Here is a 16,482-nt window from a genome sequence, read left to right as displayed (position 1 = left end):
ATGATGAATTAACTGTCTTTATCACGATTGATATCTTCTTTATTTTCCCTGAGCTGAGTTTTAAGCCATGCTTTAAAGCTCGCCGCAACAAGAATACAAAAGTGTTGCAATGCTCGAAGTTAAAAATAAGATTAAAAAAACCCAGCCTAGGCTGGGTTTTTTGTTGCAAGGAGAAGCGGTTTAGTTAAGTTTCATTTTTTCAAAGATTAACTCACCTGCTTCAGCTTTCACCAGAATGGTATCGCCCGGCTGGAATTCTCCGCCCAGGATTTTCTGCGCCAGACCATTTTCAATCCGCTGCTGGATTGCACGTTTCAGTGGACGTGCTCCATACAATGGATCAAAACCGGCCTCGATCAGCTGATCGAAAGCGCTGTCATCTACCGACAAGCGCATATCGCGTTCTGCCAGACGTTGACGTAAACGGTCCAACTGGATATCGGCAATACCGCGAATCTGGTCTTTTTCCAGCGCATGGAACACTACCAGTTCATCAATACGGTTGATAAATTCCGGACGGAAATGTTCCGATACCGCATTCATCACCACCGTACGGACTTCTTCTTTAGTGGCATTACCGCCCAATTCACGTACATCCTGCGAACCCAGGTTCGAAGTCATGACGATCACAGAGTTTTTAAAGTCCACTACCCGGCCTTGCGAGTCAGTTAAACGGCCATCATCTAGTACCTGTAGCAAGATGTTAAATACGTCCGGATGCGCTTTTTCGACTTCATCAAACAAGATCACACTATACGGTTTACGACGTACGGCTTCAGTAAGCACCCCACCTTCTTCATAACCGACATAGCCCGGAGGCGCACCAACCAAACGGCTCACCGAATGTTTTTCCATAAATTCTGACATATCGATACGCACCATGGCATCGTCGCTGTCAAACAGGAAATTCGCCAAGGCTTTGGTCAATTCTGTTTTACCGACACCCGTTGGCCCCAGGAACAGGAATGACCCACTTGGACGGTTCGGATCTGACAGACCGGCACGTGAACGGCGTACTGCATTGGATACCGCCACCACGGCTTCATCTTGCCCTACTACACGGTTATGCAGGAATTCTTCCATATGTAGCAATTTGTCACGCTCGCCTTGCAGCATTTTCGCAACCGGAATACCGGTCGCAGCACTCACTACTTCAGCAATTTCATTGTCGGTGACTTTGTTACGCAGCAATTTTGGCGTTGCGCTCTCATCGGCTTTTTCAGCCAGTTCAAGCTGCTTTTGCAACTCTGGTATCACGCCATATTGCAAACGCGCGGCCTCGCCCAGATCACCTTCACGTTGCGCTTTTTCAAGTGCTGTACGTGCCTGATCCAGTTTGATCTGTACGTCTTTATTGCCTTCGACCAGCGCTTTATCTGCACGCCAGACTTCTTCCAGGTCATGATACTCTTTTTCAACTGTGGCGATCTGATCGGACAAGTATTGAATCTCAGCTTTGGCACCTGAGTCTTCATCTTTTTTCACCGCTTCCAGCTGCATTTTTAACTGAATCAGACGGCGTTCCAGTTTATCTAAAGCTTCTGGCTTAGAATCGAGTTCCATTTTGATGCGCGATGCTGCTTCATCAATCAGGTCAATGGCTTTATCCGGCAACTGACGGTCGGTGATATAACGGTGTGACATTTTCGCAGCAGCAATAATGGCTGAATCCAGAATCTGTACCCCGTGATGGGTCGCATAGCGATCTTTCAGACCACGCAGAATCGCAATGGTATCTTCCACGCTTGGCTCATCCACCAGCACTTTCTGGAAACGACGTTCCAGCGCTGCATCTTTTTCAATATACTGACGATATTCATCCAGTGTGGTGGCACCGACACAGCGCAGTTCGCCACGGGCCAGCGCAGGTTTAAGCATATTGCCGGCATCCATCGCGCCATCACCTTTACCAGCACCCACCAGGGTATGCAACTCGTCGATAAACAGGATGATTTCGCCTTCGTGTTTGGCAATATCTTTCAGAACGGCTTTTAAGCGCTCTTCAAACTCACCGCGGTATTTGGCACCGGCCAGCAAAGAACCCAGATCTAGAGATAAAACACGTTTCCCTTTGAGTCCTTCAGGCACTTCACCATTAATAATCCGCTGCGCCAGACCTTCGACGATTGCAGTTTTACCTACCCCTGGCTCACCAATGAGTACCGGGTTGTTTTTAGTACGACGTGACAGAACCTGAATAGTACGGCGGATTTCATCATCACGGCCAATCACAGGATCAAGCTTGCCTGCCAACGCACGTTCAGTTAAATCAATGGTGTACTTATTCAGTGAATCACGCTGATCTTCATGATTATTGCTCATGACTTTTTCATCGCCTCGAAATTGATTAATCACTTGACCTAAAGTTTCTGCCTTTACGCCAACACTATTTAATAAAGTTTTGGTATTTCCGGTTTCAGCCAACGCCAACAGCACCCAATCCGTAGATAGAAACTCATCTCCGGCTTTTTGCGCAAAGCTGTCTGCCAGATGCAATACTTTTGCCGCTTCAGGACTAAGGTTGACATCTGCTGATGGATTGGTCAGGGTTGCCGCATTGCTCAATGCTGTTTGCAGCTTGGTTTGTAGCTCACGCAGATTAGCACCGGCCTGTTGCAGCAGGCTGACATTGGATGCTTCATCCATCAAGGTGGCCAAGATATGGATCCCATCAATGGAGGTATGATCCTTACTCATGGCCAGCGATTGTGCATCGGAAAGGGTTTGCTGCAGGCGATTGGTAAATTTTTCAAAACGCATTCTTGTTATTCCTCACAACAAATTTTCTACTTGATGGATATATGGGTGCACTTGATAAAATTTCAAATCATTTTTATATATTTTTCAAAAACTTAATATAAACATTTAGACAGTCTTTAATAATAATATTGGTGTAATCAAATCATATTTCAAGTGAGGTTAGAAGAATTTTTAAGGTGAAGATAAACAATTCATATTTTATTTAATTTACTCTGCTATTTTTCAGCTTAGTAGAGAATAGAGAGATATTTTTAGTACGGTTGCAACCTTCCTAGTAATCGCAATACTTCACTCAAACCATGTTCTGTTTGCATCAAGGATCTTGGCGTTTGATGATTCAAAAGCTTGTTAGGTGAATTGATAAAATGGCGCATCCAGCTCAAGTCTCCACCATGCAAGCTAAATAACTTTTGATAGATATTTACTAAAGCTATAGCTTTTTCGCCTGCTGTAGTATCTGGTTCTAATTCTTTTTCATTTATAACCAGAGATAATTCCGCCTCAGATAAACCCAGAATCAATGCAAGTTCGAATTCTTTCAGTTGCAACTGCTCAGCTAAGTTGAATACTGCTATAGCTAATACTTGGGATTTAGAAATACCTGTTTCACTATTCATTTTTATCAAATCATCTTGATGCGTCTTATTTCGATTATGCTGCTTTTATTGTTTTCCGGCCATGTTGTTTATCATCAAATTTAATTTCTCATAAAATTAAAACACCCTCGCTTGGAGGGTGCTTTAAAATAACAACACCATGATTATGGTGCCGGATTCGGTTGCTGACGGTGAATTGCCTCAATACCTTTCAGTATTTCCTCAGACAGATCAATTTCAAATGCCTGAATATTTTCTTTCAGCTGATCCAGATTGGTGGCACCAATAATCGTACTGGTCACAAAGAACTGCTGCTTGATAAAGGCCAAAGCCAATTGGGTAAGACTTAAGCCATGCTGTTCTGCCAGCTGGGCATATTGCTCGGTTGCCCATTCACTTTGCGGATTGCTATAACGGCTAAAGCGGGAGAACAGTGTTACACGCGCATTGGCAGGACGTGCACCATGCCGGAATTTACCGGTCAGATAACCAAATGCCAAAGGTGAATACGCCAACAAGCCCACACCTTCATAATGGGCAATTTCTGACATGCCGATTTCATAAGTACGGTTCAGCAGGTTATATGGGTTTTGTACACTGACAAATTTGGACAAACCTAATTTCTCTGCGAGGTGCAGAAATTTCATCGTGCCCCACGGGGTTTCATTGGAAAGACCAATATAACGGATACGGCCTTTTTTAATTTCATCCTGCAAGGCGGTCAGGGTTTCTTCGAGATCTGTCACGGTACGGTCTTCTGCCGCTTCAGCATTGCCATAACCCAGCTTGCCAAAGAAATTGGTGGGGCGTTGCGGCCAGTGCAGCTGATACAGGTCAATATAATCCGTTTGCAGGCGTGACAATGACTGGTCAATTGCTGCTGAAATTTCATCGGCAACGAAACGAGTTTTACCATCCCGGATATGGCTACCACCTTGCGAGGGTCCGGCAATTTTTGAGGCTAAAAAAAGTTTGTCACGGCCACCACGGGCAGCGATCCAGTTCCCGATAATACGCTCGGTAGCACCCTGCGTTTCAGGTTTTGGCGGTACCGGGTACATTTCCGCAGTATCCCAGAAATACACTCCCTGATCTAAAGCATAATCCAGTTGCTGAAAAGCCTGTTCTTGTGTGTTCTGCTCACCAAAGGTCATGGTGCCCAAACAAATTTCTGGCAAAAGAATGCCGGTATCCGCCAACGGTCTGAATTGCATAAAAACATCCTGTGAATTTTATTCAGTGAATTGAGATCAAGTGGGCTATAGCCTATCGGAATTATAAGGGAGACTTAAATCATCTTTTCTGAGAAGCTTGTTCTAAATTTTTATGTATTGAGTAATGACGCATAAAGAAAGCAAATCCGAAGATTTGCTTTTTAATATCTGGATTATTCGTCTATGGCAACATCTGCCACTGCTTCAGATGCTTCTTCTAATGAAGCATCAAAGATCAGGATGGCTTTACCATCGGTTTCGATCATGCCCTGCTCTTCCAGGGTTTTTAGTACACGTCCGACCATTTCGCGGGAACAGCCAACAATACGGCCAATTTCCTGACGGGTAATACGAATCTGACGGCCATTCGGCAAAATCATCGCTTCTGGCTGTGAAGACAGGTCGATCAGGCAACGTGCAATCCGGCCTGAAACATCAATAAATGCCAGATCAGTGACTTTACGTGTGGTATTTTTCAAACGACGTACTAATTGAGCAAATACCGCATAGCTCAGATCAGGATATTGCTTGCTGATTTCGTGAAAGTTTTCATAGGTAATTTCGGCAATTTCACACACATCACGCGTACGAACTTCCGCAGTACGTTGTGGATTAACCTCGAATAGACCCATTTCCCCAAAGAAGTCACCCGCATTTAAATAAGCCACGACAATTTCACGATCATCATCTTCACGAAGAATGATAGATACAGACCCCTTCAGAATTAAATATAAAGATTTAGATTCTGATCCTGCATCAATGATCGTGGTACGTTTTGGATAACGATTAATATATGCACGTTTTAACAGTGCTTTCACGGATTCTGGTAATTGCCCCGGAGAAAGCGCATCAGTGCTTAATTGTGAAAAGTTTGAAGTCATGCTAACAGTTCCGATTATGGATAATTTATAGATCGCACAAGACCTAATGTGAACTTGTCACACAGTGGGATTGAAATTCCGTATCAACCCAATTTATGTTAGTGTACAGTTACTTGACAAATTTATAGCTTTTTTTAGGTAGTTGCAATGCAAACAAGCGTTCATTGGTTAGAGAATGTTGCTTTTGAAGCAAAAACTCAAAGTGGTCATAGCCTTATCATGGATGGTTCAGCTGAATACGGTGGTGAAAACCGTGGTCCCCGTCCTATGGAACTGCTTTTAACGGGTCTGGGCGGTTGTGCGTCTTTTGATATTGTTACCATTTTAAAGAAGGCTCGTCAGGATATTACCGATGTACGCTGCGAATTAAAGGCTGAACGTGCAGATACAATTCCGGCAGTATTCACGAAAATTCACTTGCATTTTGTAGTGACCGGCAAAGCGATTAAAGAGAAACAGGTCGCAAAAGCCGTAGAACTTTCTGCTGAAAAATATTGCTCTGCCAGCAAAATGCTGTCTGATGGCGGTGTTGAAATCACCCATGATTATGAAATAATCGAAGCAGAATAAAATCTAGATTCTGTAAAAAAAGCGGCTGGAAAAGCTGCTTTTTTTGTATCAGAAAATTGCCTTTTCTCAGAACCGCTGAACTGAATACTGATTGCCATTTTCAAAGCTCAAGATATTTTCTGGAAATCTTAAGGCGCCGAGTCGATGTCTGAACGCGACACCCTGTTGACGATCGAGATAGCGTTTACCCACTGAATAATCCACACAAAATACGTTTTGTTGCTGTCCATACCATTGCAGTGCATCGATCGATTTGAGTAAACCGGTTTTTTCTTCAGTAGATTTAAAGTTCCGCCAATAATGTCCAGTAATGACTGGAATTTGGTCGGTATAGCTGTCCCACCATGGCACGCGGTCGATCATCCGCCACCTTCCACCGGCATAAATCGGTTCTAAGGCGATTTTTTCCGCACCAGAAGTAATGACCCGAATCGGATTGTGCATTTGCTCACGCAGCTCTTTTTCTGCGAGATGTTGCAATAAAGGTAAAGTTGCAGCCGGGTCTTTGAACTGGTGTTGGTAGCGTTGCTGTTCTATCTGGATGAATTCATTAATACCTAAGGCTTGCAGATCCAGCGCTGTATGTTGAACGAAATCAGCATAGGCTTCGCCAAGCGAAGTAAAACCAGAATTGCGTAATTGATCAATTGATCCTTGATGCCAACAGGCATGTACAACACGCAGCTGCTCCGACTCCAAAGCCAACGGTAAGCTATTTAAAAAATCCAGAATCCATTGTCGATCTTTGATTGAGGCTTGGATCGAATCAAAAGGTTTCAGATCATCCTGATGCGGTGAACCAAAAAACCAGCCATTGCCTTCCCGCAAAGTATCGGTCAATAGGTTCAATTCATGATTACCCATCACACATTGTGCATAGCCTTCATCTACCAGCTGTTTGACGCGTTTGATCACCGCAACACTGTCTTGCCCCCGGTCACATAGATCACCGACAAAAATTAGTTTGCGCTGTTCTGGATGATGACCATTCCGGTCATAACCTAATACCTGGATCAGTTGTTCCAGCGCGGCAATCTCACCATGAATATCCCCTACGATGTCCACGGGACCAGTGAAAGCCTGCTGTATAAATGAGTACTTCATTTATGCATCCTGAATTAAGTCTAAAACAGAATATATCCCTAATAAGTATCCTTTAAATTTATGAAGATCTGAATACAGAATGAATCATCATTTAAATAAATCAATATTCAGTATTGTAAGTTTAAGTGAAATCATGAGCTTAATTTTTATGAAGACGCTTATCTTGTTCTTAAAAGTATTGGCAAATGCCGACTATGCTGCTTGAATATTTAAGAGCTTGATCTGATATTTTTATATTTGATATTTAGTTCAGTGGAGGCTGAAATACTTATGAAATAAAAAAAATTACATTTCAATAGCGTAATAAAAAAAGCCCATTCTTAGAATGAGCTTTTAGAATCTTGGTAGGTATATCCAGACTCGAACTGGAGACCTCTACGATGTCAACGTAGCGCTCTAACCAACTGAGCTATACACCTAGAATGCTTGGCATATTATAAATTTTTCCGACCGAAAACAAGCCTTTTCATTTAGTTTTTAAAACGTCCGCACAAGTTTTAAGCAAATCCTTGAATTTTTTCAATTCTTGTTCAGTTATTGGGGTTCCCGAATAAAGATTTTTTTCAAAAACCTGTATAGCTTGAATAAAGGCAGTCTGGTTTTCAATCTGAACCTGTTGAGATAAACGCTGCATCCAGTGATGAAAAGTTTCTGCAGGCTGTTTTTTGAGATGATCAGTTAGAGATTGATTCAGCTGTTGAATCGCACGATCAAATGGAGGTTGCGCCTGTCGGGCTTTTAGATAAATTCTGAAGATATAGGCCAAAATCAGTAGCGCAATACTGCCCAGCAAAATTATGACACTCGAATAAACTGAACCGAGGCCTAATTTTGACAACCAGTTCTGTTGTGATTCTGCATTATAACCCACCACCTTACTTTGCCATTGGTAGCTGGCATAATCGCTCCAAACGCGTAGTTTGGTGATCCATAGATTATGCTGCGAGTTCCAGGTCGACTGATTTGCCGATACCCATGCATCCTGAGAAAGCAGATTTTGCATGCCATCATCTATACGTTGTGGAGCGATCATCGCGGTTGGATCAAAGCGTTGCCATTTCTGGTCAATCCAGACTTCTGTCCAGGCATGCGCATCGAGCTGTCGGACTTCCCAGCTCATACGATCTGGTGCCAACTCCCCACCCTGATAGCCGGTGACGACCCGTGCAGGAATCCCGACATAACGCATCAGCATCACGAAACTCGAGGCATAGTGTTCACAAAAGCCTTGCCGGGAATTAAACAGGAACTCATCAATCCGGTTTTGTCCTAATTGGCCCGGCTTTAAGGTATAAACAAAATTATTCTGCTGATACCAGTTCAAGACTTTCTGTACATAACGCCGAGGATCTTCCGCACTTTGCGTATAGAGACGTTGTGCTAATTGTTGCGCTCGCGGGTCAAGTCGGCGCTGCACCTGAGTATTCGTTCGCTCGATATATTGCGTTGGCAAAGCCTGAGGGTCATATCCCGTTCCGATCCATTGTAACGAAATCGGTTCAACACGTTGCGTGAGCCGTCTCGGCACAATGCTCCAATCCTGACGGTTATAATAACGGCGTTCCACAGGTATCGATTTTTCCAACCCCATGATCCAGAACACCGAAGGATCCGCAGCCAGATATTGGTAGTTCCAGCCTGTAGGTACGGGTGAAGTATCCATCGGTTGTCGCATTAAAGGCTGCTGATTGACGAAACTGCTGGTCCAGCGTTGCCCATCATATTCATCTAGCACCAAGGCTCGCCAATAGAGTTCTGAGCGTGGCGGAAGCTTGCTGATATCACCAATAATCCGGAAAGCAAGGGCACTGGATTGGGATAATTCAGCAATATCCCCAGGTGACATACTATCGCCAATGCCGGTCACACCCTTATTTTCAGGAATGGGAATATGCCAAAGTGGTGGCAAGCGCGGAAAGAAAATAAACAGCAAGATAAAAAATGGAACAGCGTACAAGATAAACTTGCCCACATGTTTGGCATCCTGTTGCAATGCTGCGCGCTGAGTGATCTGCTCCTGCTCAAAATCGCTAGTCTGAATCCGGTACAAACCAATCAGACAGCTGATTAAACACAGCACGATCACAATCGCCATCCCAAAAGATTGGCTATATAGGAATGAGCTGGCAGCAACAAACAGGGCAAAATTAAACAGAATAATCAGGTCACGTTTATTTTTACTTTCCAGTGATTTAGCAAATAAAAAAGTAGATAAAACTGCTACCCCAGCCTCAACACCAATAAAACTATGATGGCTCAAATAAATACTGCCGAGTGCCAAAGCCGTCAGTAGAAAAGTGCCCGTTTTGGGAAATGGCTGCTGACGTTTCAGGAAAATCCAAATACATACAATACTAATCGCAAAAATAATACTGAGTAGAACCGGAATAAATGCCATCTGGGCGATGAGAATCAGACCCAAAGTCAGCACAATCGAGGTACGGATTTTTGCATTGATCATGAATTTACCCGCCTTAGGCCTGCGCCAACAATTGTTTGGCTTTCCGCAGTTGTTCTTCACCTGCGCCCTGAGGCAATTCGGCCTGTGGCAAATGCAGACTATACGCACATTGCTGCTGCTCGCACTGCTCGACCAGACCCATCACAAATTCAAGTTTTTCTTCATGTGACTGACTCGGCATATGTGCATAATGAATCTCGATACTGTGTTCATCCTCATATTGCTCAAAGACTTTGACATACAGGCCTTGTCCACGCGCAAACTGCTTCCAGGACACCGCCTGCAAGGAATCACCTGACTGGTAATTGCGCAATTCACGGAACTCATCCATATCCGGTTCAAAGCGATTAAAGTAATATTTATTTTCAGCCGTAAAAGCTTCAGCCTTAGGAGCAATCCAGGCAGAATGTTGATGATAAAGATAGGTCCAGGCTCGAACCAGACCAAAGGGATAAACCGAATAAATCTGAATGATCGGGTAATCAAACTTGCCACGTTGCTCTGTGTAAAATGGCAGGATAAATTGCTGCTTTGCTGCATTCAGATAAAATTTTGCTATCTGATCTCCTGCCTTGATATATACATATCGCGGACGAAGCTGCTGCTGTTGAAAATAAAAATGTAGATTCAGGCTATTTCCTACCTGACCAATATCATCTGCAATTAATTCAATTTTCAAGTCATGCAGTTGTTTGAAAGTCAGATAGAAACTAACACACAGCACGGCACTGATTAAAAAACAAAAACCTAAAATCAAGTTATTGGCATAATTCACTCCGGCCACAAAGGTGATCAAGATCAAAACAAGATACAGATAGCCCTGCCGATAAATAAACACCAGAACATCTTTCTGTGAGAGCTGTTTCTGCTGTGAAAATTGAAAGCGTTTGGTCAGCCATTTTTGCCAGGTTCTATCCAAGAGAAAACTCCTTTAGCTGACCGAAACCTGTTGCATGACATTAAAGGCTTCTGCCTCACTTAAACCCAGACGATGTGAAGTCACCGCAACAAATACAGCCTGTACATCATCCGGCGTGACAAAGGCACGTTGCTGAATCAGGGCATGTGCTTGTGCTGCACGCTTCAGGGCCAGAAGGCCACGCGTAGAAAGTCCATGACGGCTTTTACGGGTTTCTTCTGCCAGATCAAGCAAATATTCCTGAATCGCTTCACTGATAAATATCTGATGCGTCAGACTTTGCAGATCCAGAATTTCATCTTCAGTAAAAATATGTGCCAGACTGGCAATCAGGGCAAAACGAGATTCCTGCTGTAATAACAGTTTTTCTGCATGGCGCGATGGATAACCTAAAGACAAACGCATCAGGAAACGGTCCAGTTGGGATTCCGGCAAAGCATAGGTTCCACTTTGAAACAGCGGGTTTTGTGTGGCAATCACCCAGAAAGGTTTCGGTAAGGCATAACGCACGCCATCAATGGTGGCATAGCCTTCTTCCATGGCTTCGAGTAAGGCACTTTGGGTTTTGGGACTACAACGGTTGATTTCATCTGCCAGTAAAATCTGGGTAAAAATCGGGCCTTGTTTAAACTCGAACTGATGTTCTTTCTGGTTAAACATGTTAATACCGATGACATCACTGGCCAGCATGTCATTGGTAAATTGGATCCGCTGGAACTTTAACCCAGCCAGATGTGCCAGACTGCTGGCTAATGTAGTTTTACCCAATCCGGGTAAATCTTCAAATAAGACATGTCCGCCTGCAATCAAACAACAGAGTGCCAGTGTGGTCTGGGCCTGCTTATCCAACACAATGGCATTAACTTCTTCAAAAAAACGCTGGATCTTGGGTGCATAACTTGCAATTTTTTGTTCAAGCACAGTATTGATGTGTGCAATGTCGTTATTTTCCTTTTGTTTCATGCCCCAGATCACAATAATTTCCTTAATAAAACATGGCCTAAGATTAACATACACTGAAATTTAAATTTTCCCAAAAGATCAATCATCTGTCTGTGTAACTGAATAAAAATACTGATTAGAAAATGGCGAGGATTTAAATAATAGAAGAGTCAAAATGATCAGGTTAAAAAGAAGTAAGAAGCGCAGAAAACAAATAAAATGATCGACACAAATAGAGATCATTTTTCTTTTCGCTCAAATCTCAAAATACCAATCTGAGCTCATCCATCTATTTGAAAAGAATCATACTTAAAAGGTATAGAGACTTAAGCGATTTCATGGATTTTTATAATAAAACTTTTCTACGCTAGCTCAATCAATGACCTCAGATTTAACGCGATCGTCTATTCCTCATATTAATTTTTAACGATAAAAAAAAGCGCCCCGAAAGGCGCTTGCTATGAATTAATGATTAACACGGACACTTCTTCATATCACCGCCCGCAGATGGATAACGGGAATCCACACAGTGACGATAAAATGTTTTCGGGTCCATGGCTTCCAGATCGGGATGATGCTTGCGCATATGCTCCACATAGGTCTGGTAATCAGGTACACCGACCATCAGACGGAAACTTTGCTGCAAACGTTGCCACAAGGTCGCAATCCGCGACCAGTTTTTCGGATTCAGGATTAAATCCTTTTGTGACATCACGGTCATTTTGATGATTTTATAAATCATCGTTTTCCCGCTTTTGGCAAACTTCAGATTCATAATATTTCCCTTAATGACCTTTCGCTGGCTGAATCTCTTCAGGATCGCGATAAATCGCTTCTGCTTCATGTACAGATGGCTCAGGATTTGCCAAGGCACGACGGATCACGCGAATTGCAGCAAACAGCATCACAAAGGCCACAATCATAAAGAAAGCACAGAGTGCAGCATTGATCTGGTTTGACATTGCTACCGTCTGCATTTCTGCCACAGTTTTCGCTGGCGCTAGGATTTCATTATTGGCAATCGCCGTGTTGAAACGATCTGCCTGCGCCAAGAAACCAATCTTTGGATTTTCGTGGAAAATCTTTTGCCAGCCTGCTGTCATGGAAGTGATGAACAGGAACACTGTCGGGATAATCGTGACCCAGACATATTTCTGCTTCTTCATCTTGAACAAAATAACCGTACCAAGAATCAATGCCATTGCAGCCAGAATCTGGTTACCAATACCAAACAGCGGCCATAAACTGTTAATCCCGCCGAGTGGATCGACTACGCCCTGATAGACGAAGAAGCCCCAGCCTGCCACTGCAACCGCAGTACCCAACAGGTTTCCGAAGAAGTTATGCGACTGTTTCACCGCTGGAATTACGATACCGACAGTATCCTGTACCATGAAACGACAGGCACGCGTACCCGCATCTACAGCAGTCAGGATGAATAATGCTTCAAACAGAATCGCAAAGTGATACCAGAACGCCATCATTTCACGACTATTAAAGATTTCCGTGATGATATGTGCCATACCGATTGCAAAGGTAGGCGCACCACCAGTACGTGACAGAATCGAGTTTTCACCGACTTCCTGTGCCAGCAAAGTCAAGGCTTCAGGCGTTACCACAAAACCAAGGGTTCGCACTGCTTCTGCTGCGCTTTCTGCGGTAGTACCGAGCAAGGCTGCTGGTGAGTTAATGGCAAAGTAAATTCCTGGATCCAGAATTGCAGCACAGATCAAGGCCATGATCGCTACAAAAGATTCCATCAACATACCGCCATAACCGATCACCCGGATATCGCGTTCGTTATTGACCAGTTTCGGTGTCGTCCCTGAAGAAACCAAGGCATGGAAACCGGAAATCGCACCACAGGCAATAGTAATAAACAGGAATGGGAACATAGAACCTGCGAATACAGGACCAGTACCATCCACAAATTTGGTAATCGCTGGCAGTTTCATTTCAGGCATGGCAAACAGGATACCCACGGCCAAACCTGCAATCACGCCAATTTTCAGAAAGGTCGACAGATAATCACGTGGTGCAAGCAATAGCCAAACTGGCAGTACCGAAGCAATAAAACCATAAATGATCAATGCCCAAGTCAGCTCAGTGCCAGAAAGCGTAAAGAACGGACCCCAATATGGATGTTGTGCGATGTTTTCACCATAGATAATGCCCAGCATCATCAACACAAAACCGATAATCGAGACTTCAGCAATTTTACCCGGACGGATAAAACGCATATAGATGCCCATAAAGATCGCAATCGGAATGGTGGCTGCAATACTGAACACACCCCAAGGGCTGTTAGTTAATGCTTTCACCACTACTAGTGCCAATACCGCAAGAATAATGATCATCACGCCCAAGGCACCGAGCATCACGATAATACCGGCAAAGGTTCCAAGTTCCTGCTTAGCCATCTCACCAAGTGATCGACCGTCACGACGGGTGGAAATAAACAGTACCAGGAAGTCTTGTACCGCACCTGCCAGCACCACACCGACCAGTAGCCAGATCGTCCCAGGTAAATAGCCCATCTGCGCTGCCAGGATCGGACCGACTAAAGGACCTGCACCGGCAATCGCTGCAAAGTGATGGCCAAATAGAACGCTTTTATTGGTCGGCACATAGTCCAGACCATCGGCCAGACGATGCGCAGGCGTTAAACGGCGTTCATTCAGCTCAAATACTTTGGTGGCAATAAATAAACTGTAGAAACGGTAAGCAATGCTATAGACACAGGCGGCGGCAAGTACCAGCCAAACTGCATTTACATGCTCACCCCGACTCAGTGCCAGAACTCCAAAAGAGACTGCACCCACAATGGCTACCAAAAGCCAAATCATTTTCGAAGTCAGCGTCGACTTCTTTTGTAAAGTTTCCATTCAATCCCTCATATTGTGATGCATACAAATCAGCGTGATTGTTGTTGTTCGAGGTACTGCTGTTTTCCCTTGCGACTTTACGCCTGTTCTTTTGCTTTTCCTCTAAGACTTTGGCATAAAAAAAGGGATGATTTAAATCATCCCTCTCGATAATAGTCTATTTTCAAACCATTATGCACGTTCTAAATAATCACCAGTACGGGTATCTACACGAACGCTTTCTTCTTGCTGTACGAATAATGGAACACGTACCACAGCACCTGTTTCAAGTTTCGCTGGCTTACCGCCACCGCCAGAAGTATCACCACGAACACCTGGATCAGTTTCAACGATTTTAAGTACGACGAAGTTCGGTGGAGTCACGTTTAAAGGCACGCCATTGAACAACATGATGGTACATTTTTCATTTGAATCGTCTTTTAACCATTTTGCAGCATCGCTCATCGCTGTTTTATCAGCTGCGATCTGTTCAAAAGTAACAGGATCCATGAAGTTCCACATTTCGCCATCGTTGTACAAGTATTCCATTTCTACTTCAACGATATCAGCCGCTTCTAGGTTCTCGCCTGATTTGAAAGTTTTTTCCAGAACTTTACCTGATTTAAGGTTACGTAATTTTACGCGGTTAAAAGCTTGGCCTTTACCTGGTTTTACGTATTCGTTTTCCATGATTGAACATGGGTTGCCATCAAGCATAACCTTAAGGCCTGACTTGAAATCATTCGTAGAATAATAGGCCATGACTGGCGCACTCCAAACTTACTAACTTTAATCTATTGATGCTATGGGCTGTTGCGATGTCATTTAGCAAGTCTGACACGAACATTGAGTTGCCACATGCACATTCATTTGATGTTGCGTATTCTAAATGAGCAATACACTTTGCCGCAATGAAAAAATCCGCTTTCACCCGCTCAGGCTGTTTAAGTTACAATCAGACATGAAAATCCTTTGTTTATTCATGTCTTGCTCAACGTTAAAATAGCATCAGGCTAGCACGAAGATCAGCATAGCTTAATCACTCTTTATTTTACAGCGCAGTGGATTATTGCGCTTGCGCACAACCTGTTAAACTGCGCCCATCAGGCTTTGTCCTCTCACTTATTATTGTTAATCTTCCGGCATGACGAACTATTTATATCAAGAACAAAACTGGCAATCACAGCTCAGCGACCTGATCACCGATCCCCGCGAACTGCTTGAAGTACTGCAACTTGCACCAGAGCAACTGCTCTCAGGTGCCATCTTGGCATCTGAGCAGTTTAAATTGCGCGTGCCACGCGCTTTTTTGGGAAAAATGCAGACCGGAAACCCTTTAGACCCATTGCTTTTACAAGTGCTGCCCCATCATCTGGAACTGGAAGAACATCCAGGATTTGTTACTGACCCCTTGGGCGAAGAACAGGCCAATCAGCAACCCGGCGTACTGCACAAATATAAATCCCGTTTCTTGCTGACACTGACAGGTGCCTGTGCTGTACATTGCCGTTATTGTTTCCGCCGGCATTTCCCCTATCAGGAAAATCTGCCTAAAAATGAAGACTGGATAAATATCAAGCAATATCTGGAAAGCCAGCCTGATATTAATGAAGTGATTCTGAGTGGCGGTGATCCACTAACCTTATCGAACCGGAAATTAAAAACCTGGATTGAACGATTAGAATCAGTACCACATCTCAAATTCTTAAGAATACATTCACGAGTTCCTATTGTGATCCCCAACCGAGTCGACGAAGAGCTACTTAGCATGTTAAAAAACAGTAGGCTACGTATTATTCTGGTGGTACACTCAAACCATGCATCGGAGCTGGATGACTTCACTTGCAAGCGTTTAAACCAACTGGTTCAACAGCAAATCACCGTTCTGAATCAGGCGGTTTTATTAAACGGGGTGAATGATTCTGCTCAGGTTTTAGTAGATTTAAGCTATCGCTTGTTTGATGCCGGGGTCATGCCTTATTATTTACATGTACTTGATAAAGTAAAAGGTGCGCATCATTTTGATTTAGCGCCTGACCATATTCATGAGATTTATACAGAAGTTTTAGCGAACCTGCCGGGGTATTTGGTTCCTAAACTGGTTCGAGAAATAGCGGGCGAGAAGAATAAGACACCGCTTTTTGGGGTTTCAACATTTTTGAGTTAAATAA

13 protein-coding genes and 1 tRNA gene are annotated in these 16,482 nt (G+C 43.7%); 2 read left to right on the top strand and 12 right to left on the bottom strand.

The genetic code is table 11. The features are described 5' to 3' along the window. Nucleotides 1–180: 180 nt before the first annotated feature. From clpB to crp, 4 genes are all read right to left on the bottom strand, one after another. On the bottom strand, nt 181–2,760 hold the full coding sequence (gene clpB, locus ACP7AK_RS00610) for an ATP-dependent chaperone ClpB (RefSeq protein WP_253174337.1): 2,580 nt from the start codon (nt 2,758–2,760) through the stop codon (nt 181–183). Between the two features lie 251 nt (nt 2,761–3,011). Next, on the bottom strand, nt 3,012–3,377 hold the full coding sequence (locus ACP7AK_RS00605; protein ID WP_004646580.1) for an antitoxin Xre/MbcA/ParS toxin-binding domain-containing protein: 366 nt from the start codon (nt 3,375–3,377) through the stop codon (nt 3,012–3,014). Nucleotides 3,378–3,520: 143 nt separating this feature from the next. Next, on the bottom strand, nt 3,521–4,570 hold the full coding sequence (locus ACP7AK_RS00600; protein WP_425878012.1) for an NADP(H)-dependent aldo-keto reductase: 1,050 nt from the start codon (nt 4,568–4,570) through the stop codon (nt 3,521–3,523). A gap of 173 nt (nt 4,571–4,743) precedes the next feature. Continuing rightward, nucleotides 4,744–5,451 carry a cAMP-activated global transcriptional regulator CRP gene (gene crp, locus ACP7AK_RS00595; protein ID WP_425878010.1) on the bottom strand — a complete coding sequence of 236 codons (708 nt, stop codon included), beginning with the start codon at nt 5,449–5,451 and terminating at the stop codon, nt 4,744–4,746. A gap of 147 nt (nt 5,452–5,598) precedes the next feature. Between crp and ACP7AK_RS00590 the strand changes: the two genes are divergently transcribed. After that, nucleotides 5,599–6,021, top strand: a complete 423-nt coding sequence (locus tag ACP7AK_RS00590; RefSeq protein WP_004280142.1) for an OsmC family protein — start codon at nt 5,599–5,601, stop codon at nt 6,019–6,021. Nucleotides 6,022–6,087: 66 nt separating this feature from the next. Here ACP7AK_RS00590 and ACP7AK_RS00585 read toward each other — a convergent pair whose 3' ends face one another. The 8 genes from ACP7AK_RS00585 to efp form a co-directional block, all read right to left on the bottom strand. Then, complete coding sequence (locus ACP7AK_RS00585) at nt 6,088–7,125, bottom strand: metallophosphoesterase (RefSeq protein ID WP_425878008.1); 1,038 nt, start codon at nt 7,123–7,125, stop codon at nt 6,088–6,090. 342 nt (nt 7,126–7,467) lie between these two features. After that, a tRNA-Val gene (locus tag ACP7AK_RS00580) sits at nt 7,468–7,544 on the bottom strand. A gap of 47 nt (nt 7,545–7,591) precedes the next feature. Beyond that, entirely contained in the window at nt 7,592–9,586 is a 1,995-nt protein-coding gene (locus ACP7AK_RS00575) for a transglutaminaseTgpA domain-containing protein (RefSeq protein ID WP_425878006.1), read from the bottom strand. 13 nt (nt 9,587–9,599) lie between these two features. Beyond that, nucleotides 9,600–10,505 (bottom strand): DUF58 domain-containing protein, encoded by a 906-nt coding sequence (locus tag ACP7AK_RS00570; RefSeq protein ID WP_425878005.1) that lies wholly within the window; start codon nt 10,503–10,505, stop codon nt 9,600–9,602. A 12-nt stretch (nt 10,506–10,517) separates the two neighbouring features. Beyond that, the gene (locus tag ACP7AK_RS00565) at nt 10,518–11,480 is read right to left on the bottom strand and encodes an AAA family ATPase (RefSeq protein ID WP_312585894.1); all 963 of its coding nucleotides are present in this window, start codon (nt 11,478–11,480) and stop codon (nt 10,518–10,520) included. A gap of 439 nt (nt 11,481–11,919) precedes the next feature. After that, nucleotides 11,920–12,225, bottom strand: coding sequence for a YbdD/YjiX family protein (locus ACP7AK_RS00560; protein WP_171054308.1), 306 nt, complete (start codon nt 12,223–12,225; stop codon nt 11,920–11,922). A gap of 7 nt (nt 12,226–12,232) precedes the next feature. Continuing rightward, a complete protein-coding gene (locus tag ACP7AK_RS00555; RefSeq protein ID WP_180037890.1) occupies nt 12,233–14,332 on the bottom strand; it encodes a carbon starvation CstA family protein in 2,100 nt (699 codons plus the stop codon). Nucleotides 14,333–14,503: 171 nt separating this feature from the next. Then, nucleotides 14,504–15,073 (bottom strand): elongation factor P, encoded by a 570-nt coding sequence (efp, locus tag ACP7AK_RS00550; protein WP_004279747.1) that lies wholly within the window; start codon nt 15,071–15,073, stop codon nt 14,504–14,506. Between the two features lie 382 nt (nt 15,074–15,455). Between efp and epmB the strand changes: the two genes are divergently transcribed. Continuing rightward, nucleotides 15,456–16,478, top strand: a complete 1,023-nt coding sequence (epmB, locus tag ACP7AK_RS00545; protein ID WP_425878002.1) for an EF-P beta-lysylation protein EpmB — start codon at nt 15,456–15,458, stop codon at nt 16,476–16,478. Nucleotides 16,479–16,482 lie beyond the last annotated feature (4 nt).

The organism is Acinetobacter sp. TWP2-2-3, assembly GCF_049896445.1.
GTDB lineage: Bacteria > Pseudomonadota > Gammaproteobacteria > Pseudomonadales > Moraxellaceae > Acinetobacter.
Note: the sequence above shows the minus strand (reverse complement) of the source record. Positions and strands in the feature narration are given on the sequence as shown.

Excerpts from the sequence above, each read along its gene's own strand:
- clpB (WP_253174337.1), bottom strand. The coding sequence starts at position 2,760 with ATGCGTTTTGAAAAATTTACCAATCGCCTGCAGCAAACCCTTTCCGAT.
- ACP7AK_RS00605 (WP_004646580.1), bottom strand. The coding sequence starts at position 3,377 with ATGAATAGTGAAACAGGTATTTCTAAATCCCAAGTATTAGCTATAGCA.
- ACP7AK_RS00600 (WP_425878012.1), bottom strand. The coding sequence starts at position 4,570 with ATGCAATTCAGACCGTTGGCGGATACCGGCATTCTTTTGCCAGAAATT.
- crp (WP_425878010.1), bottom strand. The coding sequence starts at position 5,451 with ATGACTTCAAACTTTTCACAATTAAGCACTGATGCGCTTTCTCCGGGG.
- ACP7AK_RS00590 (WP_004280142.1), top strand. The coding sequence starts at position 5,599 with ATGCAAACAAGCGTTCATTGGTTAGAGAATGTTGCTTTTGAAGCAAAA.
- ACP7AK_RS00585 (WP_425878008.1), bottom strand. The coding sequence starts at position 7,125 with ATGAAGTACTCATTTATACAGCAGGCTTTCACTGGTCCCGTGGACATC.
- ACP7AK_RS00575 (WP_425878006.1), bottom strand. The coding sequence starts at position 9,586 with ATGATCAATGCAAAAATCCGTACCTCGATTGTGCTGACTTTGGGTCTG.
- ACP7AK_RS00555 (WP_180037890.1), bottom strand. The coding sequence starts at position 14,332 with ATGGAAACTTTACAAAAGAAGTCGACGCTGACTTCGAAAATGATTTGG.
- efp (WP_004279747.1), bottom strand. The coding sequence starts at position 15,073 with ATGGCCTATTATTCTACGAATGATTTCAAGTCAGGCCTTAAGGTTATG.
- epmB (WP_425878002.1), top strand. The coding sequence starts at position 15,456 with ATGACGAACTATTTATATCAAGAACAAAACTGGCAATCACAGCTCAGC.